Origin of the sequence: Microbacterium shimangi (genome assembly GCF_043556445.1) — a bacterium.
Taxonomy (GTDB): domain Bacteria; phylum Actinomycetota; class Actinomycetes; order Actinomycetales; family Microbacteriaceae; genus Microbacterium.
On the sequence record NZ_JBIGII010000004.1, the window covers coordinates 972,708 to 992,296 of the forward strand.

Genomic DNA, 19,589 nt, shown 5'->3' on the forward strand with positions numbered 1-19,589 from the left:
CGACTTCGAGGAGTCGATGTGGACGAACAAGCCCTCCGGGCGTAATCTTTCCCATCGGTGAGGGTTGCCTAACCTTCCCTCGACTCGCCTCCCGCCCCTTTCACACCCGCAAGGACGTCTGCCCGTGTTCGCCACCTTCCTCATCGGCCTGCGCGAGGGCCTCGAGGCGGCTCTCGTCGTCGGCATCCTGGTGGCCTACCTGACGCGCGCGGGGCGGCGCGACTCCCTCCCCCGGCTCTGGGCCGGCGTGGGCCTGGCGATCACGCTGTCGCTCGGAATCGGAGCGATCCTCACCTTCGGTGCGTACTCGCTCACCTTCGAGGCGCAAGAACTGATCGGCGGCCTGCTGTCGCTCGTCGCGGTCGCCATGGTCACCTGGATGATCTTCTGGATGCAGCGCACCGCCCGCACGCTGAAGCACGATCTCGAGAGCGGGGTGCAGCGCGCCCTCGCCGCCCGCAGCGTATGGGCGCTGGTGGCGATCGGGTTCGTCTCGGTCGCCCGCGAGGGCATCGAGACGACCCTCCTGCTGTGGTCGATGGTGCAGTCGTTCGGCGATGCCCCCTCGGCCCTTGTCGGGGCGCTCCTCGGCCTCGGGGTCGCCGCCGTCCTCGGCTGGGCCGTGGCGAAGGGGATGCTGCGGCTCGACCTGCGGGTCTTCTTCACCTGGACCGGCGCTTTCCTCGTGATCGTCGCGGCCGGCGTGCTCGCCTACGCGATCCACGATCTGCAAGAAGCGGGGGCGCTCCCCGGGCCGTTCACCGCCGCCGCTCCTCTGGACGCCGCTACCGGAGCGGTCATGACCGGCTGGGCAGGGCTGCCCTTCGGGTGGGCGTTCGATGTCTCGACGGTCGTCGCACCGGGCGGGCCGCTCGCCGCGATCCTGCAGGCGACGGTCGGATTCATGCCGCGCATGTCGTGGGTGCAGGTGATCGCGTGGGTCGTCTACATCGGCGTCGTCGGCTTCTTCTTCGCGCGGGGCGCCGCAGCTCGCACCACTCCCACGGCCACTCGCGAACCGCGGGTCGTCGTGGAATCCACCTCTCAAGGAGCACTATGAAAACCTCTCGTCTCGTCGGAGCGGCTGCCGCCGTCGGTGTCACGGCGTTCGTGTTGACCGGATGCGTCGCCAAAGCCGATGTCGCAGCATCCGATGCCCTCACCGTCACCTCCACCGGTGACGGATGCGAGGTATCGGGCTCGAGCGCCACGAGCGGCACGCTCGCCTTCGATGTGACGAACAGCGGCGACGAAGTGACCGAGTTCTACCTGCTCGCCGACGACGGGCTGCGGATCGTGGGCGAGGTCGAGAACATCGCCCCCGGCGCTTCGCGCACGCTCACCGTCGTCGCCCAGCCCGGCGACTACTACACGCTCTGCAAACCGGGCATGATCGGCGACGGTGTCGGCCGCGCGGGCTTCGCGGTCAGTGGCGACGCGGTGGCGATCGAGGGCCCCGACGCCGAGCAGAAGCAGCAGGCCGTCGACCTCTACGCGGCGTTCGTCAAGGATCAGGTCGGGCAGCTCGTCCCCGCCGTCGACACCTTCGTTGCCGCCTACGAAGCGGGTGACGACGGCACTGCTCGGGCGCAGTTCCCCCTGGTGCGCGCATTCTACGAGCGCATCGAGCCGGTGGCAGAGGCGCTCGGCGACCTCGACCCGCGCATCGATTACCGCGAGGTCGACGCTGCCGCCGAGGGCCTCGAGTGGACCGGATTCCACCGCATCGAGAAAGATCTGTGGGTTCCCGCGCAAGACGCGCTCAACGCCGACGGCGAGACCCCCGCGTGGCAGGACTGGGCACCGTCGACCCCCGATGAGCGGGCCTCTTACGGCGACCAGCTGATCACCGACGCGCAGGAGCTGTACGACTACGTGCACTCCACCGACTTCCAGACCGCTCTCGACGAGCAGGGCGTCGCCGGCATCTCGAACGGCGCGATCGCCCTGCTCGACGAGGTCGCCACGGGCAAGATCAGCGGCGAGGAGGACTGGTGGTCGGGCACAGACCTCTACGACTTCGCGGCCAACGTCGAAGGGTCGAAGATGGCCTTCTCGCTCGTCTCCGACTTCGCTGCGTCGAAGGGTGAAGAAGGTGCCGCCCTCGTCGACGACATCGACGCCGGTTACGCCGACCTCGAAGCGTCCCTCGCCGCGCACGGCTCTCTCACCGACGGCTTCGTCGGCTACGCGACCCTCACCGACGAGAACAAGCGCGAGTTCACCGACCTCATCAACGCCCTCGCCGAGCCGCTCTCGCAGCTCACCGTGACCGTGCTGGAGTGATGTGACCACCGACTTCGAGCCCGCGACCGACGGCCAGCCGTCCGAACCCGGCCTCGAGGCCCCGGCACCCGCCGGCGTCTCGCGGCGCGGCTTGTTCGGCTGGGCGTTCGGTGCGGGTGCCGCCGGGCTGGTTCTCGGTGCCGGAGGGGGTGCGGCAACGGCCGGAGCGATCGGCCGGACGGGGGCCGACTCGGCGTCGACGGCCTACGACTTCTACGGTGCACACCAGGCCGGGATCACGACGCCGGTGCAGGAGCACCTGCACTTCGCCGCGTTCGACATGATGGCCCGCACCGACCGCGACGACCTCGTCTCGCTTCTTCAGGACTGGACGTACGCGGCCGCGCGCCTGTCGCAGGGGCTCGAAGTCAGCGCCACGGGTGCCGTCAACGGTTCGCCCGAAGCACCGCCCGATGACACCGGCGAAGCGCAGGGGCTCCCCGCGAGCGGGCTGACGATCACGTTCGGCTTCGGGCCGACCCTCTTCGACGACCGCTTCGGCCTCACGGCCTCGCGCCCCTCGCCGCTCGAGCGACTGCCCGCATTCCTCGGCGACGACCTCGACCCGGCAGCATCCGACGGTGACCTCTGCATCCAGGTCTGCGCCGACGACCCGCAGGTGGCGGTGCACGCGATCCGCAACCTGAGCCGCATCGCTTTCGGACGCGCGCGCATCCGCTGGTCGCAGCTCGGCTACGGACGCACCTCTCGCACGACGTCGGACGCCGCGACTCCGCGAAACCTCTTCGGCTTCAAAGACGGCACGGCGAACATCCTCGCCGATGACGCCGCGGCGCTCGACGCGAGCGTCTGGGTCGGCGACAGCGACGGCCCGGCGTGGATGGCCGGCGGCTCGTACCTCGTCGCACGCAAGATCGCGATGATCATCGAGACCTGGGACCGCGTGCGCCTCAGCGAGCAAGACCGCATCGTCGGGCGCGACAAGGGCAAAGGCGCACCCCTGTCGGGCGGCGACGAGTTCACCGCCCCCGACTTCGAGGCGACGGATGCCGCGGGAACGCCCCGCATCGACCGCGCCAGCCACGTGCGTCTCGCCCACCCCGACAACAACGGGGGCACGCGCATCCTCCGCCGCGGCTACAACTACGTCGACGGCAACACCGACCTCGGTCGGCTCGATGCGGGCTTGTTCTTCTTGTCTTTCCAGCGCGATCCCGCACAGTTCGTCACGCTGCAGCGCGCGCTGTCGACCGACGCCATGGGCGAATACCTCCGCCATGTGGGGTCAGGGGTCTGGGCGGTCCCGCCCGGCGCCGCGCCCGGCTCGTACGTCGGCGCCGGGCTGTTCGCCTGACACCGCTGACGCTTCCCGCGCCTCACCGCGAGAGCGATCTGACCCTGATCCACGTGGCGCGAAGGTGAGAGGCCAGCGGCGTCCCGTCAGTGGAATCCAGCCACTCATCGAGGGCGGTGTCGAACACGACGACCGAAAGTGCTGCGAGCAGACGGGCGTCGAGCGTCGCAACGCCCCGCGACGTCAGCGCGCTCGCCACGGCGTCGGAGAGCCGCGCAGACTTGAGCAGCTCGCGTTCGCGCAGGCGGTCTTCGGATCGAACCAGTGCCCGGCGCCGCGAGACCCCGTCGCGCCACTCCTCGAGCGGGGCGACGGCGACCTCGAGCCCCTGCTCGACCAGCGCCGACGGGGCGATGTCGTCCGGAAAGTCGGCAAGCGCTCGCGCGACGACCTCGGGGAACTCGCGGTCGCGCAGGAACAGCACCTCGCGTTTGTCGGCGAAGTGCCGAAAGAACGTCCGGGTGGTGAGGCCCGCGCGCGTCGCGATCTGCGGAACGGTCGTCGGGCCGTACCCCTGCTCTTCCATCAGCTCGGTGGCTGCGTGCTCGAGGCGTAGCGCCGCGTCGGGGGCCCATCGGGTCATGCGACCAGGGTACGACATTTCGTGTCATCATTGCTATGACACGAGATGTCATCACCGAGATCGAGGGACCGAGAATGACGAGCAACACCGCAGCTTGGATCGACGCGCCGTACGCCGACCTCACCGTCCGCGAAGCGCCCCTGCCGGTTGCCACACCCACGCAGTTGGTGGTGCGCGTTCGCGCGGTGGCCGTCAACCCGCTCGACGCGATCACCCAATCGAACGGGCGACTCATGTACCGCTGGCTCGCATACCCCGTGGTGCTGGGCGAAGACGTCGCCGGAGAGGTCGTCTCGGTGGGCGGGTCGGTCACGCGCTTCGTGCCGGGCGACCGTGTCTTCGCCTACGCGGTCGGCATGGAGAGGGGCCGGGACCAGGTCGCGGAGGGAGGCTTCCAGACGTTCGTCGCGGTCGAGGAGGGCCTGGCCGCCCCGATCCCCGCCGGTATGGACTTCGCCGACGCGGCCGTGCTGCCCCTGGCGGTGTCGACCGCGGCATCCGCCCTCTTCCAGGTGGACCAACTGGGTCTGTCGCATCCCTCCGCAGCCGCGATCGAACGCGACGAGACAGTCGTCATCTGGGGCGGTTCGACGAGCGTCGGGGCGAATGCGATCCAGCTCGCTCGTGCCGCCGGGTACGCCGTCATCACCACGGCGTCGCCGCGCAACCACGAGCGTCTGCGCGCGTTGGGTGCGGCGCACGTCTTCGACTACCGCGACCCCGACGTGGTCGAGAAGATCGCCGCGGCCGCGCGCGGCTCGAAGGTGAAAGGCGTGTTGGCCATCGCCACCGGGTCGGCCGAGCCGAGCGTCGCGATCGCCATCGCGACCGGTGCGAAACGCGTCGCGCTCAGCAGCCCCTCCGTCTCGTTCTACGACCAGCCGCGTCGCGGGGGCTTCTCGGCGACCCGTGCGCGACTGATGGCGCGGCTGATCACCGGCAACGTTCTGCTGCAGATCCGTTGCGCGCTGCACGGGGTCCGTGCCCGGTTCGTCTGGGGAAGCAGCCTGATGAAGAACGAGGTGGGCCGGATGCTGTGGACCGACCACCTGCCGTCCGCCCTGGCCGATGGGCGACACGCCCCGTTCCCCGCGCCCCGCATCGTCGGCACATCGCTTGCCGACGTACAGCCCGCGCTCGACGCTCTGCGCGAAGGCACCTCGACGGTCAAGCTCGTGATCGCCCTGGACTGATCCGGAGGAACGGGGCCGGGCAGCTCACAGGGGCGGGTTCGTGTAAAGCGACGTCGAGCATCCGCCCTCGCCCGGTTCGAGCGAGATCTGACGGAACGAGGGAAACGAGACCGCGCCGTCAGCATCCCGCGCCGCGAGGATGCACTCGCGTTCCTCCGGAATCCCGACGGCGACCACCATCTGCCCGCGCCAGTCGACGGATTCGATCGTCACCAGGGGCGACGGAAAGGCCTCTCGGAGCGCGATGCCAGCCTCTTCGGCGTCCACTCCCGAGTTGAGAACGGCGACGACGGTCGCCCGATCCGCGTCATCGAGGTCTGGGGCGGGGGCGGGCGTCGGACGGATCGGCGCCGGACCGTCGGGGCACGGGATCTCGGTGCGGGCCGCTTCGTCGTAGAGGGGCCAGACGAAACGAAAACAGGTCGTCGCCTCGCCGGGTCCGTGCGAATCGCCGAAGATCGCCGGGGACGAGTAGGCCTCCACTTCCGCGTGAATGCGCACGTCGATCGTCGCCGTGGAGTCGGACCCGATCTGTCCAGACCAGGCGAGTGGCTCGACGGTGACGGCTCCTTCGCCGCCGACGGAGGAAGAAGGTACCCAGAAGGCGACCATCTCGATGACGGTGATCTCGGCTTTGTTGTCGGAGTGGGCCGCGATCTGAGTGGCGATGTCCTCGACGTTTCTGCGCGCGACGTCGTCGCCGTTCGCTGAGATCGTCTGCAGGACGCCGCACCCGACTGTCAGAGCGCCGACGATCGCTGCGAGAGCGAGGGGAATTCCGATACGGCTGCGCGTGGGCACGCGAGGAGTATCGCAGAACTCACACCCCGCTCCCAGCTTCACGGGACCAAAACCGACGCGGTGACGGTTCTCTTCAGTGACGCCGCAGCCAGCGGCGCGATTCGAGGAGGACCCGTGAGCACCGACTACCGCAAGACTCCCGAGGCGCTGAGCCGCCTCACCCCGAACGAGTTCCGCGTCACGCAGGAGGACGCCACCGAACCCGCGTTCCGCAACCGCTACTGGGACAACCACGAGGCCGGCATCTACGTCGACGTGGTCTCGGGCCAGCCGCTGTTCTCGTCGACCGACAAGTTCGAGAGCGGGTCGGGGTGGCCGAGCTTCACCAAGCCGATCGACCCCAGCGTGGTGACCGAGAAGACCGACCGCACGCTGTGGATGAAGCGCACCGAGGTACGCTCGGCCGGCGCAGACAGCCACCTCGGCCATCTCTTCGACGACGGCCCGAAGGATGCGGGAGGATTGCGCTATTGCATGAACTCGGCCGCGATGCGTTTCGTCCCCGTCGCCGAACTCGAGGCGCAGGGCTATGGCGCCTACACGACACTGTTCACCACCGAAGAGAGCGCAGCATGACCGACACCACTGGAACCATCACGCGTACACCCGGCACCGAGACGGCGGTTCTCGCCGGCGGTTGTTTCTGGGGCGCTGAAGACCTGATCCGCCGCCAGCCCGGCGTGCTCGACACACGCGTGGGTTACACCGGCGGCACGAACGAGCGCGCGACCTACCGCAACCACCCCGGTCACGCCGAAGCTGTCGAGATCGTCTTCGACCCCACGAAGACGAGCTACCGCGACATCCTCGCGTTCTTCTTCCAGATCCACGACCCGTCGACGCTGAACCGTCAGGGCAACGACGTCGGCACCAGTTACCGCTCGGCGATCTTCCCGCTCTCCGCCGAGCAGGAGAAGGTCGCCCGCGAGACGATCGCCGACGTGGACGCGTCGGGGCTGTGGCCCGCGAAGGTCGTCACCACGATCGAGCCCGAGGGCCCGTTCTGGGAGGCCGAGCCCGAGCACCAGGACTACCTGATCCGCATCCCCCACGGCTACACGTGCCACTTCGTGCGTCCCGGGTGGGTTCTGCCGAAGCGCGCCGAGGCCGGCGTCACCGCGTAACCCCGACTGGCCCAGAGCCGCGGTCCCTTCGGGGTCGCGGCTCTTGTCGTAGGCATGGGCGAGGATGGACGCATGACCGTCCCGTTCTTCGACGCCCTGTCCGAAGCCGACCTCCGCGCGAACGGAAGCCTGAAGTGGACGATGTTCCCCGATGTGATCGGAGCCTTCGTCGCCGAGATGGACTTCGGGGTCGCTCCCCCGATCCGCGATGCGCTGACGGGTGCTCTCGACATCGGCCTGACGGGTTACCTGCCGTCCCACCTGTCTGATGAACTCGCCGCGGCGACGGCCGCCTGGTACCGGGATTCCTACGGCTGGGAGGTCCCGGCCGAGCGCGTGCATCACGTGCCCGACGTCATCACCGCGTTCGAGCTCGCGATCGAGCACTTCACCGAGCCGGGCACGGCGGTCATCGTGCCGACGCCGGCCTATATGCCGTTCCTTCTCGTGCCGCCCCGTCTGGGGCGCCGGGTGATCGAGGTGCCCAGCATCGAGGTCGACGGGCGCATGGTCATGGACCTCGACGGCATCGCGCGTGCGTTCGACGACGGCGCGGGTCTGCTGGTGCTCTGCAACCCGCACAACCCCCTCGGCACGGTCTTCACGCGTGATGAGCTCGAGGCCGTATCGGGCGTGGTCGCGGCGAAGAACGGGCGCGTCTTCTCCGACGAGATCCATGCACCCCTCGTCTACGCGCCCGCCCGCCACATCCCGTACGCGTCGATCTCAGACGTGGCGGCCGGGCATACGCTGACCGCCGCATCGGCCTCGAAGGCCTGGAATCTCGCCGGGCTCAAGTGCGCCCAGGTGATTCTCTCGAGCGACGCGGATGCGGCGATCTGGACCGAGCTCGGTTTCTGGGCCGGACACGGCACCTCCACCCTCGGTGTCGTCGCCAACACCGCGGCCTACACGGCCGGGCGCGAATGGCTCGACGACGCCGTCGCCTATCTCGACGGCAACCGCCGACTCCTCGGCGAACTCGTCACCGAGCACCTGCCCGAGGCGCGCATGACCGTTCCGGAGGGCACGTACATCGCCCTGATCGACCTTCGCGCGTACGGCCTCGAGGGCGACCTGGCGGAATGGTTCCGCGAACACGCGGGCGTCGCGATGACCGACGGCGCCGCCTGCGGCGTCGCGGGCATCGGGCACGTGCGTTTCGTCTTCGCGCTCCCCCGACCGCTCCTGCGCGAAGCGGTCGAGCGGCTCGGCGCGGCGCTCGCGCGGCGCGGCGCCGCGCCGGTCGAAGCCGACAGAGACGTCGAGGTCGCGTGAACGCCCCCGCGCCCGTCACCCAGGCCCTCCTCGACGACCTGCGAGAACGACTCGCCCGCACCCGGTGGGTGACGCCGCTCGCCGCCGGCGGCGGCCGTCTCGGCGTCGACCGCCCGTTCCTGCAGTCCCTCATCACGTCGTGGGCCGACGACTACGACTGGCGAGAGCACGAGCGGCGCATCCTCGACCTGCCGTGGGTGCTGACCGGTGCACCGGAGACCGCCGTGCGGGCGGTCCACCATCGCGCGGGTGACGACAGGGCGACCGTCGTCTTGTTGCACGGCTGGCCCGACTCGATCCTCCGTTTCGACCGCGTGCTGCCGCTGCTCTCCGACGTGAACGTCGTCGTGCCGGCGCTCCCGGGATTTCCGTTCTCCGCCGGCCCGATGCGCGAGAATTCGGACGCCGTCGCCCGGCAGCTCGACGCGATGATGACCGAGCTCGGGTACGACCGGTTCGTCGTCTCGGGCGGTGACATCGGCAGCGGCATCGCGGAGCGGTGGGCTTCGCAGCATCCTGACCGCGTCACCGCACTTCACCTGACCGACATTCCCTACTCCCACGCGTTCGCCGTCGATACCGAGACCCTCGACGAGGCCGAGACGCGCTACCTCGCGTCGGCGAACGCCTGGCGTGCGACAGAGGGCGCCTACGCGCTCGGGCAGTCCACCAAACCGAACACCCTCTCGGTCGGCCTGGGAGACTCCCCCGCCGGACTCGCGGCCTGGATCGTCGAAAAGCTCACGTCGTGGACCGACAGCGGCGGCGACGTCGAGTCGGTGTTCTCGAGAGACGAACTCTTGACCTGGCTCACCGCATATTGGGTGACCGGCAGCATCGGTACGTCCTTCGCCCCCTACGCGGCAGACAACGCCCCGCTGACCGCGAAGCTCGACACCCCGACCGTGGTCTCGCTCTTTCCGAAAGACCTCATCAGCGCGCCACGCGTGTTCGGCGAGCGCTTCTTCGACATCGTGCAGTGGACCGAGCATCCTGCCGGCGGGCACTTCGGCGCGTGGGAACGCCCGGAGTGGTTCGCCGACGGAGTTCGCGCCGCCCTCGACGCTGCGCGCCCCTGACGCACGCCCGAGGGCACGCACCTCAGGGTCTCACTCCTGCCGCGGAGAGTCAGGACCGGGCCACGGCGGCGGCGGTTCGAGCCCGGGACGCCCCTCGCCGCGGTCGAGCCGACCCTGCAGTCGGGCGTCTTCGATGGCCTTCTTGAAGTGGACTTCGCTCCGGTAGCGCGCGCGCATGATGGCGGCCCCCGTGCCCACGCCGATCGCGAAGACGGTGAGAAAGCCCACGACGAGGGCGAGAGGAACCATGGCGTGCTCCGTTTTCGGTCGGGATCACTGCGGGGCGTTGCGCTGGATGAGGGTGCCGCCTTCTCCGCCGTCGATGATGAGGTCGCCGTTCTTCGACACCTCGATGAGAGCTTCGAGACGGCGGATCTCGACCACCTCGGGGGTCAACGACTCCGAGAGGATGCGGTTGGCGTCGGCTTCACCCTGCGCCTCGATCTTCTTCGTCTCGGCTTCGACCTGCCGCGTTCGCTGGATCGCCTCGGCCTCCTGCGCCTTCTGGTTCGCCTGTTCGATCGCGGTCAGCGCCGTCTCGACCACGTCGGGGTAGCGCACATCCTGGATGGTCACCGACGTGAACTCGACGCCGTACTGCTCGAGCCGATCGTTCAGCGCTGCCTGGATGCCGAGTTCGACCTCGCCGCGCTTGGCACCTCGGAAGTCGATGGCGCTGTACTCGGCGGGTACCTGCCGCGAGATCGACAGCACCTGCTTGCTCACGATCTGCTCGGTGAAGCGCTCCTGCGAGCGGAACTCCTCGTAGACGTCTTCGACCTTCTCGGCGTTGACCGAGTACACGAAGGTCATGTCGACGTTCGCCTGCGTCGACCCGCCGCTGACCCCGCCGACCGAGACCGTGATCTCGCGCCCGTTCACCGTTCCACCCGCGTAGCTGGGAGCGGTGTCGCCGCCCGCGTACTTCAGTTCCTGCGAGAACAGATCGAAGTCGACGAAGTCGACCCAGGCGGGCTTGAACCCCGTGCCCGGCTCTTCGATCGTGCCGACGACGGTGCGGTCGACGGAGTTGACCATGACCTTCGCCTCCCCGACACCGTTCGACCAGAAGGTGGAGATGAACATGCACACCAGTGCGACGACCACGCTGGCGATACCGGTGAAGATCGCCGGCGTCTTCGACTTCGAGAGGAACGCCCAGACGACGGATGCTGCGGCGACGGCGAGCAGGATGATTGCGAGGATGAACCAGACCATCGTCTGAGGTGCCTTTCGTCGGCGGGCGGGTGCGCGGTACCTGCCTACCAGTACCGGGTTACAGATGGAGTCGCGCCACGGCAACGAACGCCCCCGCGCGATTGTCGGCGGACCGCGGCACACTGGAGCGCATGAGCGATGGCGCGATCCCTTGGGTGCTGCACGTCGACCTCGATCAGTTCATCGCGGCCGTCGAGGTGCTGCGACGACCCGAGCTCGCCGGCAGGCCCGTGATCGTCGGCGGACGCGGCGATCCCACGGAGCGAGCCGTCGTCTCGACCGCCTCGTACGAGGCGCGGGCGTTCGGTGTCGGGTCGGGAATGCCCCTGCGGATCGCGGCGCGGAAGGTGCCCGATGCCGTGCTCCTCCCCGTCGACGCGCCCGCGTACACCGCGGCGTCGGAGGAGGTCATGGCCACCCTCCGCGCGCAGCCCGGCGCGACCGTGCAGGTTCTGGGATGGGACGAAGCCTTCGTGGGCGTCGAGAGTGCCGACCCCGAGGGATACGCGCGGGCGATCCAGGCCGCGGTCCTCGAGCGGACCGGTCTGCATTGTTCCGTCGGAGTGGGCGACACCCTCGTTCGCGCGAAGATCGCGACCGACTTCGGCAAGCCCCGAGGGACTTTCCGTCTCACGGCTGCGAACTGGTTCGAGGTCATGGGCGACCTGCCCACGAAGGAGCTCTGGGGCATCGGAAGCAAAGTTGCACGCCGATTGGCGGCCCACGGCATCCTCACCGTCCGTGAGCTCGCCTCCGCCGACGACGCCGTACTCACCTCGGAGTTCGGCCCGAAGATGGGCCTGTGGTACGGGCAGCTGGGGCGTGGCCAGGGCAGCGCCGTCGTCGATGACACCCCCTGGGTGGCGCGCGGGCACAGCCGTGAGACGACGTTCCAGCAAGACCTCATCGACCCGGCAGACGTCGACACCGCCGTCCGCGGAATGCTCGACGAGGTGCTCGATGAGGTGGCCGCCGAGGAGCGAATGGTGATCGGGCTCGGTCTCAAGGTCCGGTACGCGCCGTTCCTCACGAAGACGTTCACCCGAAAAATAGCCCCGACGAACGACCGAGATCTCATCACGCGCGAGGAGATGACCCTCGTCGCGAAGATCGATCCCGACCGCCCGATCAGGTTGCTGGGCGTTCGCGCCGACATGGCGATGCCCGATGACGCGCGAGAGGGACACACCCCCACGCGCGGCGGTTGGTGACGGCTCTCACCGCCCCCACGCGGCGATCAGGTCGGCCCCGATCCGGAAGAACCCGAAGAGCGCCAACGGCACGCCGACGAGCCACCACCAGTCCGCCCGCAACGCCAGCCGTCGACCCTCGCGCGCGACACCCTCGACGGGGAAGAAGACCGGCGCGTCGAGCAGCCGGTCGTCTCGCCAGCGCCCCCACTGTTCGACGCGGTCGGAGAACGCGTCGATGGTCGCCAGGAGTTGTCTCCACGACTCCGGGTCGAGGGAGGAGAGCTCGCGAGGCGAATAGAAGAACACGAAATCGTCGACGATCTCGACATCGAGCTTCGAGGCGGTGTCGATGAAGTGCGCCATGACCTCGGGTGAGAAGAGGTACAACGCGTCACGCTCGTACCCTCGCGGGCAGTACAACGAAAAGTGCTTGTCGAAGTCCCCCTCCAGCGACAGCCGCTGGGTCTGCGAATAGGCGCCCGACAGGGCGGGGCGCCGAAGAGAGTTGTTGCCCTGCGCGTCGAGCACGATGTGCGGCAATGCGACCGGGAGTCGCGTGACCGCGTAGCCCCATCGATGGGTCGTCGTCGAGCGCCCGGCCCTGACTTTCGAGACATGGTTGCCCACCTCGAACGGCGTGGTCGCGTGCAGCCGCACGACATCGGTCGAATAGTCGGCGAGGGCCCCGAACCGACGGAAGATCATGCCCGGGAGCGAGGGCCGGTCGATATACGGGACGTAGTCGAATCCGTTCGCCTCCGCGAACCCGTGGAGGCGAAACTGCCTCACGCCGCTCCGTCGCCGCAGCGCGCGGATGAGGAGCACCACACCCAGGAGCGGCAGCCCCACGTACGGGAGCAGTAGCACGGTCGTCGCCGGGTCCCATTCACCGTCGTCGATGAACCAGGCGCCCGCGAAAGCCGTCCACATGAAGAGAAAGGCGAGCGGGAGGACGATCACGACCGTCGACGGCCAGACCGCCGCGACGAACGGGGGGCGGACGGCTTCGGGCAGCGAGCGTCGAAAGGAGCGGAGTCTGCGACGATCGACCCGGTCGGTGAGCGGCCTCGTGTCGAGCACCGCAGGTCGCCGCAGGAGGGTCACCCGACACAGAATAGACGCGACACGACCGTCGACGAGTGGAGCACACCATGCCTGCGATCCCCGATCTGTCCGCCTACCTCGAGCGTCTGCCCGAGGGTCGACGCGACGTGTTCGACAGGATGGCGGCCGAGGTGGCCGCAGTCCCCGTACCGGAATCGAACGGCTCCTTCGTGTTCCTCGCGGGCCAGACCGATCACCCCGAGTACGACGATGCCGAGGCCGTCTTCTGGCGGGCTGTGGAGCAACTGCACCTCCGCGAGGCACGCACCGACGGGGAGCTGCCGCTCGTGTACTGGGGCTTCCACTCGATCGACCTTCTCGGGCGTCGGCAATCGAATGGCGTGCTGGTGACCGACCGCACGGTCTATCTCGACGACGTGGGCCGAGACACAGCGCGATTCGAGGTGGAAACGCTCGACGCCGCCGCGATCGGGCTCGTCGGCGACGCGCTCGACGTGGACGGCGCCCGGATCGACCTCGCGCAGGTCGCCTCCCTTCTCGGGGACACGAGCGCGGTCGATGCCGCCGCCTATCTCTCGGCGGTCGTGGCGGTCGTGAAGTCCGCTGCCGAAGTGGAGGCCCCCGCCGTCGAGACGGAGACGGTGGAGCAGTTGATCCTGTCGAGCAGGCTGAGCAGCGACTTCCTGCTCCCCTCCCGGCCGAAAGACGCGAAGGGGCTCGCGAAGCTGGCCTCGAAGTGGAAGCTTCCGGCCGACGAGCCGCTCCTGGTCTCCCTGTCGAGTGCCACCTTCGCCGGTGTGTACGGCATCGCCGTCACCCACCGGGCGGTGTATTCGCGCGACCTGATGGAAGACGTGCACCGAACCCCCCTCGAGCGCGCCGACGGCTTCACCTGGGAGCCCGAAGCGAAGGGGTTCCGTATCGCCGCGGACCACCTCGCGCCGTCACTCCCCGCCATCACCGACGAGAACCGCGCTTACGTCTCCACCCTGATGCAGAGCGTCTTCCGCGCGGCCGCGCGAGCCTCGTGAGTTCGGCTTAGGCTCGGCCGCATGCAGACGCACGACGTGATCGTCATCGGCGCGGGGCTCGCCGGCCTGCGTTGCGCGATCACCCTCGCGCGCGCCGGCCGCGATGTCGTCGTCCTCGAGGCCGAAGACACCGTCGGCGGTCGCCAGCGCACCGACGCGGTCGACGGCTTCCTCCTCGACCGGGGGTTCCACACCCTCAACCCGGCCTATCCCGCGGTGCAGCGCGGTGTCGACATCGCCGCCCTGCGACTGCAACGATTCCCCGTCGGCGTGCGGGTGCGCCGGGAACGCACCATCGCCGAGCTCTCGCACCCCCTCTGGCATCCTGCTCAGTTGCCCGAGACTCTTCGCAGCGGGCTCCTCCGGCCCGCGGATGCTGTCGCCCTCGCCCGCTGGATCGCTCCGGCACTCGTCGGGCCCCGCACGATGCTCGCGGGCCGAGATCGCACTCTTCGAGAAGGCTGGAACCACGCGGGGCTGCACGGTCCGCTCCGCACCGAAGTGCTCGAGCCGTTCCTCGCGGGCGTCCTGGCCGACGACACCGGCGAGACGTCGAACGACTTCGTCCGCCTCCTGATCCGCATGTTCGTGGTGGGCCGCCCGGGTCTGCCCGAGCGCGGCATCGGTGCCCTCCCGGCCCAGCTCGCCCTGACAGCCACTTCGCACGGCGCGGGCATACGGCTCGGGCACAGGGTCGCGGCCGTCCGCCCCCGGGCGGGCGGAGCAGAAGTCGACATCGTCGGCGGTGATCCTCTGTCTGCACGTGCGGTGGTGGTCGCCGTCGGGCCCGAGGTCGTCCCCGATCTCATCGACCTCCCGCGGCCCGACACGCGCGGACTGCAGACGTGGTGGTTCGCGACGGACGCCGCCCCCGCCGCATCCGCCCTCATCAGCGTCGACGGCAGACGCCGCGGGCCGGTCGTCAACACCGTCGTGATGTCGCACTCCGCGTCGAGCTATGCGCCGAGTGGGCGGCATCTGGTGCAGGCGACGTGCCTCCTGCCCTTGACGGGAGCGCCCACCGAGACGCAGGTTCGACGGCACCTCGGCGAGATCTGGCAGACAGACGTCACGGCGTGGGAGCTGCTGCGTCGAGACGACATCGTCGACGCCCTCCCGGCACAGGCGGCGCCTCTCGCGGTCACCCAGCGTGCGCGGATCGCCGACGCGCTGTACGTCGCCGGTGACCACCGGGATACAGCCTCGATCCAGGGCGCCCTCGCCTCGGGCGACCGCGTAGCGCGCGCCGTGCTCGCCGCCCGCTGAACAAAGATCGGTGTCGGACTCTCGACGTGCGAGCATCACCCGTGGTAACGTTGTTCTCGTTCCGATCCGGGACCCACACGTCGAAACCCTCTGCCTCATTGTGGAGAACAGCAACGCCGACGTATTTCCCCGTCTGAGACGGCTCATATAACCCTAGATTTTGCGAAGTGAGTGCACCGCTCGGTTGCATCCTCCGCCCTGCTGAAAGCTTGTTTTGACGCTCGTCACCGTATCCCCCCTCACCTCTCTCCCCTCGTCTTCTTCTGTTCACTGGCGTCAGGCCGGTGCCGACATCCTCGTCGCCACCGATGCCGGCGAATACGCCGGATTCGTCGCCATCATGGCGAACGGCTATGACGCACACGGCGCCATCGGCGAAGACCTCGGACGCCACGCGTCCGTCGCGCTCGCCCAGACGACGGTCGAAGAAGCTCGCGGAACGAACACCGCTCGCCGGGTCTCCCCCCGCCGCCTGCGTTCGCTCCGCCTCATCCGTCCGCTTCGTACACTTCGAAGCGGAACACACGGCCGCTGATTGCGGCCCGAAAAGAAAAAGGAAGAACACGATGGCCACTGGCACCGTGAAATGGTTCAACTCCGAAAAGGGCTTCGGCTTCATTGCTCCCGACGACGGATCCGCCGACCTGTTCGCGCACTTCAGCGCGATCTCCGGCAGCGGCTTCAAGGAGCTCCAGGAGAACCAGAAGGTTGAGTTCGACGCCGAGCGCGGACCCAAGGGTATGCAGGCTGCGAACATCCGGCCTCTCTGAGACTTCAACCGGCCGGGTAGCGCAAGCTGCCCGGCCGGTCGGTCTTTGCCCTCGTATTACTCCGCGGTCGCGGAGACACCGAGGGCAGGAAGCACGACCCCGTCGATCAGCGAGATCAAGAACTCGCGGGTGACGGGCTCGCCCGTCATCAGCACGCGATAGGCGACCATCGAAGGACTCACGAGCGCGACGGATTCCACGTCGCGCTCTTTTTGGATTTCGCCGCGTTCGACGGCGCGCGCGAACAGGAATCGATTGACTGCGACGCGTGGCTCGACGATGGTCGCGCGCACCGCTTCGGCCAGCTCGGGTGACCGCGAGAGCATCGAGACGACCCCGGCCATGATCTGCATCTTCTTGGCCGCCTCCCGAATCGACGGCGGTTTGATCATGGCGACCAGATCGCCGCGCAGCGTCCCGGTGTCGGGAAGTGCCTCGAGGTCGAGATCGGCCTTCTTCATGCACGCCACGGCGTCGAGCACCAGCTCCGCCTTCGACGGCCACCGTCGGTAGAGCGTCGCCTTGCCGGCCCTCGCCCGCGCGGCCACCATGTCGATGGTCATGCCGTCATACCCCTCTTCGGCGAGGACCTCCAGCGCAGCATCCAGAATCTCGGAATCGCGGCTGTGGTCGCGCTTGCGCCCGAGACGGGGTGCGACGGCCTCTGTGTCGTCGATGAGATCGAGCGGCGTCATTGCAGACTCGTCCTTTCCGTGGTGGGGTGACTTCATCGTATCGCGGTGCACTCGTTAAGGAACTCTTCATATCCGGAACTGTTCAGTTCCGTATATAGTTTCCGACATGTCCTCATTCCCGACCACCGCGGCGCCCTCTCGCCGCTGGTTGACGCTCATCACCGTCGGCCTCGCGCAACTCATGGTCGTTCTCGACGCGACAGTCGTGAACATCGCCCTCCCCTCCGCCCAAGCCGACCTCGGGTTCTCCGACGGCGACCGGCAGTGGGTCGTCACCGCCTACTCCCTCGCGTTCGGCGCTCTGCTCCTCCTCGGTGGACGGCTGTCCGACCTGATGGGCCGCAAGCGCACTTTCGTCATCGGCTTGATCGGCTTCGCCGCCGCGTCGGCGCTCGGTGGCGCCGCCCCCGACTTCGGCGTTCTCGTCGCCGCCCGGGCATTGCAGGGCGTCTTCGGCGCTCTCCTCGCCCCCACCGCCCTCGCCGTCCTGACCACGACGTTCACCATCCCGAAGGAGCGCGCCCGCGCATTCGGCGTCTTCGGCGCGATCGCCGGAGCCGGCGGCGCCGTGGGCCTGCTGCTCGGGGGCTTCCTCACCGAGCAGCTCGACTGGCGCTGGAACCTCTACATCAACGTGTTCATCGCCGTCATCGCGATCGTCGGCGTCCTCCTCTTCGTCGGCAAAGTCGACGCAGACGGCCCTCGACCGAAGCTCGACGTGCCGGGCACGATCCTCGTATCGGGCGGGCTCTTCGGCATCGTCTTCGGTTTCGCGAACGCCGAGACCGAGGGCTGGGACTCCCCGCTCGCCTGGGGGGTCATCGCTGCGGCCGTCATGCTGCTCGTCGGCTTCGTCCTGTGGCAGCGGCGCGCGGCGCATCCGCTGCTGCCGCTGGCCATCGTCCTCGACCGCAACCGCGCCGCGTCGTACATCTCGATCCTCATCGCGGGCGCCGGCATGTTCGGCATCTTCTTGTTCGTCACCTACTTCCTGCAGGCCTCGCTCGGCTTCAGCCCCATGCAGACCGGGCTCTCGTTCCTCCCGATGGTGCTGATGCTCGTGCTCGCCGCCCAGCTCTCCACCAACCTGCTGCTCCCCCGCTTCGGCGCGAAGGTCATGGTCCCGGTCGGCATGGCGCTCGGAACGATCGGGATGCTGCTTCTGACCCGCCTGTCTCTCGACAGCGTCTACGCGGTCGACGTGCTGCCGGCCCTCATGATCCTCGGTCTCGCGATGGGTTCGATCATGCCGGCCTCCATGCAGACGGCGACGTCGGGCGTCGACCGTCACTTCGCCGGTGTGGCCTCGGCCATGGTGAACACCAGCCAACAGGTCGGGGGGTCGATCGGAACGGCGTTGCTCAACACGATCGCCGCCACCGCCACCGCGGATTACATCGCGAGCCGGCTCCCCGGTACGGCCGAGACGGCCGCCTCGGCCGCCGTCGCCGGCTACGCAGCCGCATACGGGTGGGGCGCCGCCTTCTTCGCCGTCGGCGGCGTCATCGCCGCGGTGATGTTCCGCCGCCGCGCGCGGTCGGAGGCCTCAGACGGGGTCTCACCGGCGACATCCGACGACGCAGAACCGGTCGCGATGCACTGAGCACACTGACGGGGGCCCGGTCGCGGTGCGGCCGGGCCCTCGTCGACTGTGTGCGGCACCGACCGAGCTCACCGAGTTTGTCGAGAGACACTACAAAACGACCGGTGTGACTGTTAGGTTTCACTCACGACACGGTCGTCGTGTCGTTGCCCTCTCCGAGGGGTCTTGAACTGAGGGCATTCAGTGAGGCGAACGGAGATATCAATGAAGATAAAGAAGAAGTTTGCTGGCGCGGCGATTGCTGCGTCGTTGGCGCTCGCGCTGATTCCGGCATTGCCGGCGGCAGCGGGAGTCTCGACGGTCAGCTGTACGAACGGCGGCTCGATGACCGGCGTCTCGAACACGACCACGGTCCGGTCCGTGAACGAAGTCAACTGCGGCACGGTATTCGTTCGGGCCCGTTACGGCACGCCCGGCGGCAACGCCTTCACGAACTACACGAGCAGCGCCTCCATCACTACGCAGAGTGGCCTGCCCAACGTGAACCGAGGCGACCACTACGCGCAGCGCAGGGCTCTGTTCTACACGACGCCGTGACAGATCGATTCTCCCGAGGGGTGCAGCTCGCCGCGGTCGTGGCGGGCTGCACCCTGCTCGCGGGATGCGCCACCGCGCAGCCCCCGGCGTCGGAATGGAGCAGCCTGTATGGCGCGGATATGGCACAGGGAATAGAGATGTGGGCCCAAGAAGCGCCCATGTCGGAGGCGCAGAGAGAGTCACTCCTGGACGGCCGCGTGACAGAAGCCGAGGCGATGGCCGCGTTCGAGAGGTACCGGTCCTGTCTCCGTGAAGCGGGGTACGAGCCTTTCGGAATTCAAAGAGACGGCCCGTTCATCAACTTCAGCATTCCGGCCGCCGCTGTCGAATCGGGTGCCGACGGCCCCTGCTATGCGGGCGAATACGCAGCCGTCGATACCATCTGGCAGTCCGTCGAGAACGCTGATGTGGGAGACGAGCGCACCCGACTTGCGGAATGCGTTTCGCAGCTCGGCCTCGACTTCGTCGCAAGATCGGGCGCAGCCACCATGGACGAAATCAGAGCCGCGATCGAGGAGGCCGGATACAGCGTCGAAGACTGCGCGTGACCGA

At 68.4% G+C, this 19,589-nt stretch carries 22 protein-coding genes; 16 read left to right on the top strand and 6 right to left on the bottom strand.

The window, feature by feature from the left end; genetic code table 11:
• The first annotated feature begins 124 nt into the window (after positions 1-124).
• Genes efeU through efeB form a run of 3 tightly spaced genes read left to right on the top strand, consistent with a single transcriptional unit; the run spans position 125 to position 3,601 of the window.
• On the top strand, positions 125-1,060 hold the full coding sequence (efeU, locus tag ACFXQA_RS11630) for an iron uptake transporter permease EfeU (RefSeq protein ID WP_394519993.1): 936 nt from the start codon (positions 125-127) through the stop codon (positions 1,058-1,060).
• Positions 1,057-2,286 (top strand): iron uptake system protein EfeO, encoded by a 1,230-nt coding sequence (gene efeO / locus ACFXQA_RS11635; protein WP_394519994.1) that lies wholly within the window; start codon positions 1,057-1,059, stop codon positions 2,284-2,286. Before efeU ends, efeO begins: the two co-directional genes overlap by 4 nt.
• Position 2,287: 1 nt before the next feature.
• A complete protein-coding gene (gene efeB, locus ACFXQA_RS11640; RefSeq protein WP_394519995.1) occupies positions 2,288-3,601 on the top strand; it encodes an iron uptake transporter deferrochelatase/peroxidase subunit in 1,314 nt (437 codons plus the stop codon).
• Positions 3,602-3,623: 22 nt separating this feature from the next.
• Here the strand turns inward: efeB and ACFXQA_RS11645 are convergent, their stop codons facing one another.
• Positions 3,624-4,184, bottom strand: a complete 561-nt coding sequence (locus tag ACFXQA_RS11645; protein ID WP_394519996.1) for a TetR/AcrR family transcriptional regulator — start codon at positions 4,182-4,184, stop codon at positions 3,624-3,626.
• Positions 4,185-4,258: 74 nt separating this feature from the next.
• Here ACFXQA_RS11645 and ACFXQA_RS11650 point away from each other — a divergent pair, with 74 nt between their 5' ends.
• Complete coding sequence (locus ACFXQA_RS11650) at positions 4,259-5,377, top strand: zinc-binding alcohol dehydrogenase family protein (protein WP_394519997.1); 1,119 nt, start codon at positions 4,259-4,261, stop codon at positions 5,375-5,377.
• A 24-nt stretch (positions 5,378-5,401) separates the two neighbouring features.
• On the opposite strand, the gene ACFXQA_RS11655 is transcribed toward ACFXQA_RS11650, so the two are convergent.
• Entirely contained in the window at positions 5,402-6,178 is a 777-nt protein-coding gene (locus tag ACFXQA_RS11655; RefSeq protein ID WP_394519998.1) for a fimbrial protein, read from the bottom strand.
• 114 nt (positions 6,179-6,292) lie between these two features.
• Here ACFXQA_RS11655 and msrB point away from each other — a divergent pair, with 114 nt between their 5' ends.
• From msrB to ACFXQA_RS11675, 4 genes are all read left to right on the top strand, one after another.
• Positions 6,293-6,754, top strand: a complete 462-nt coding sequence (gene msrB / locus ACFXQA_RS11660) for a peptide-methionine (R)-S-oxide reductase MsrB (protein ID WP_394519999.1) — start codon at positions 6,293-6,295, stop codon at positions 6,752-6,754.
• Complete coding sequence (msrA, locus tag ACFXQA_RS11665) at positions 6,751-7,302, top strand: peptide-methionine (S)-S-oxide reductase MsrA (RefSeq protein ID WP_394520000.1); 552 nt, start codon at positions 6,751-6,753, stop codon at positions 7,300-7,302. Before msrB ends, msrA begins: the two co-directional genes overlap by 4 nt.
• A 72-nt stretch (positions 7,303-7,374) precedes the next feature.
• On the top strand, positions 7,375-8,580 hold the full coding sequence (locus ACFXQA_RS11670) for a MalY/PatB family protein (protein WP_394520001.1): 1,206 nt from the start codon (positions 7,375-7,377) through the stop codon (positions 8,578-8,580).
• Positions 8,577-9,659 carry an epoxide hydrolase family protein gene (locus tag ACFXQA_RS11675; RefSeq protein ID WP_394520002.1) on the top strand — a complete coding sequence of 361 codons (1,083 nt, stop codon included), beginning with the start codon at positions 8,577-8,579 and terminating at the stop codon, positions 9,657-9,659. Before ACFXQA_RS11670 ends, ACFXQA_RS11675 begins: the two co-directional genes overlap by 4 nt.
• A 30-nt stretch (positions 9,660-9,689) precedes the next feature.
• Here ACFXQA_RS11675 and ACFXQA_RS11680 read toward each other — a convergent pair whose 3' ends face one another.
• Together ACFXQA_RS11680 and ACFXQA_RS11685 are read right to left on the bottom strand one after the other, a co-directional pair.
• Positions 9,690-9,908: a hypothetical protein gene (locus ACFXQA_RS11680; protein ID WP_394520003.1), complete on the bottom strand. Its 219-nt coding sequence runs from the start codon at positions 9,906-9,908 to the stop codon at positions 9,690-9,692.
• 24 nt (positions 9,909-9,932) lie between these two features.
• Positions 9,933-10,877: an SPFH domain-containing protein gene (locus tag ACFXQA_RS11685; protein ID WP_394520004.1), complete on the bottom strand. Its 945-nt coding sequence runs from the start codon at positions 10,875-10,877 to the stop codon at positions 9,933-9,935.
• A gap of 131 nt (positions 10,878-11,008) precedes the next feature.
• Between ACFXQA_RS11685 and ACFXQA_RS11690 the strand changes: the two genes are divergently transcribed.
• The gene (locus tag ACFXQA_RS11690; protein WP_394520005.1) at positions 11,009-12,088 is read left to right on the top strand and encodes a DNA polymerase IV; all 1,080 of its coding nucleotides are present in this window, start codon (positions 11,009-11,011) and stop codon (positions 12,086-12,088) included.
• A gap of 6 nt (positions 12,089-12,094) precedes the next feature.
• Here the strand turns inward: ACFXQA_RS11690 and ACFXQA_RS11695 are convergent, their stop codons facing one another.
• On the bottom strand, positions 12,095-13,174 hold the full coding sequence (locus tag ACFXQA_RS11695) for a hypothetical protein (protein WP_394520006.1): 1,080 nt from the start codon (positions 13,172-13,174) through the stop codon (positions 12,095-12,097).
• Between the two features lie 47 nt (positions 13,175-13,221).
• Here ACFXQA_RS11695 and ACFXQA_RS11700 point away from each other — a divergent pair, with 47 nt between their 5' ends.
• The 4 genes from ACFXQA_RS11700 to ACFXQA_RS11715 all read left to right on the top strand — a co-directional run bounded on the left by ACFXQA_RS11700 (position 13,222) and on the right by ACFXQA_RS11715 (position 16,202).
• Positions 13,222-14,166 carry a hypothetical protein gene (locus ACFXQA_RS11700; RefSeq protein WP_394520007.1) on the top strand — a complete coding sequence of 315 codons (945 nt, stop codon included), beginning with the start codon at positions 13,222-13,224 and terminating at the stop codon, positions 14,164-14,166.
• Positions 14,167-14,187: 21 nt separating this feature from the next.
• Positions 14,188-15,432 (top strand): FAD-dependent oxidoreductase, encoded by a 1,245-nt coding sequence (locus ACFXQA_RS11705; RefSeq protein WP_394520008.1) that lies wholly within the window; start codon positions 14,188-14,190, stop codon positions 15,430-15,432.
• Between the two features lie 214 nt (positions 15,433-15,646).
• The gene (locus ACFXQA_RS11710) at positions 15,647-15,967 is read left to right on the top strand and encodes a hypothetical protein (RefSeq protein WP_394520009.1); all 321 of its coding nucleotides are present in this window, start codon (positions 15,647-15,649) and stop codon (positions 15,965-15,967) included.
• Positions 15,968-15,998: 31 nt separating this feature from the next.
• Positions 15,999-16,202, top strand: a complete 204-nt coding sequence (locus ACFXQA_RS11715) for a cold-shock protein (RefSeq protein WP_394520011.1) — start codon at positions 15,999-16,001, stop codon at positions 16,200-16,202.
• A gap of 56 nt (positions 16,203-16,258) precedes the next feature.
• Here the strand turns inward: ACFXQA_RS11715 and ACFXQA_RS11720 are convergent, their stop codons facing one another.
• Positions 16,259-16,897, bottom strand: coding sequence for a TetR/AcrR family transcriptional regulator (locus ACFXQA_RS11720; RefSeq protein WP_394520012.1), 639 nt, complete (start codon positions 16,895-16,897; stop codon positions 16,259-16,261).
• 106 nt (positions 16,898-17,003) lie between these two features.
• Here ACFXQA_RS11720 and ACFXQA_RS11725 point away from each other — a divergent pair, with 106 nt between their 5' ends.
• From ACFXQA_RS11725 to ACFXQA_RS11735, 3 genes are all read left to right on the top strand, one after another.
• On the top strand, positions 17,004-18,500 hold the full coding sequence (locus tag ACFXQA_RS11725) for an MFS transporter (RefSeq protein ID WP_394520013.1): 1,497 nt from the start codon (positions 17,004-17,006) through the stop codon (positions 18,498-18,500).
• A gap of 204 nt (positions 18,501-18,704) precedes the next feature.
• Positions 18,705-19,037 carry a hypothetical protein gene (locus tag ACFXQA_RS11730; RefSeq protein WP_394520014.1) on the top strand — a complete coding sequence of 111 codons (333 nt, stop codon included), beginning with the start codon at positions 18,705-18,707 and terminating at the stop codon, positions 19,035-19,037.
• A 20-nt stretch (positions 19,038-19,057) separates the two neighbouring features.
• A complete protein-coding gene (locus tag ACFXQA_RS11735) occupies positions 19,058-19,585 on the top strand; it encodes a hypothetical protein (protein WP_394520015.1) in 528 nt (175 codons plus the stop codon).
• Positions 19,586-19,589: the final 4 nt, after the last annotated feature.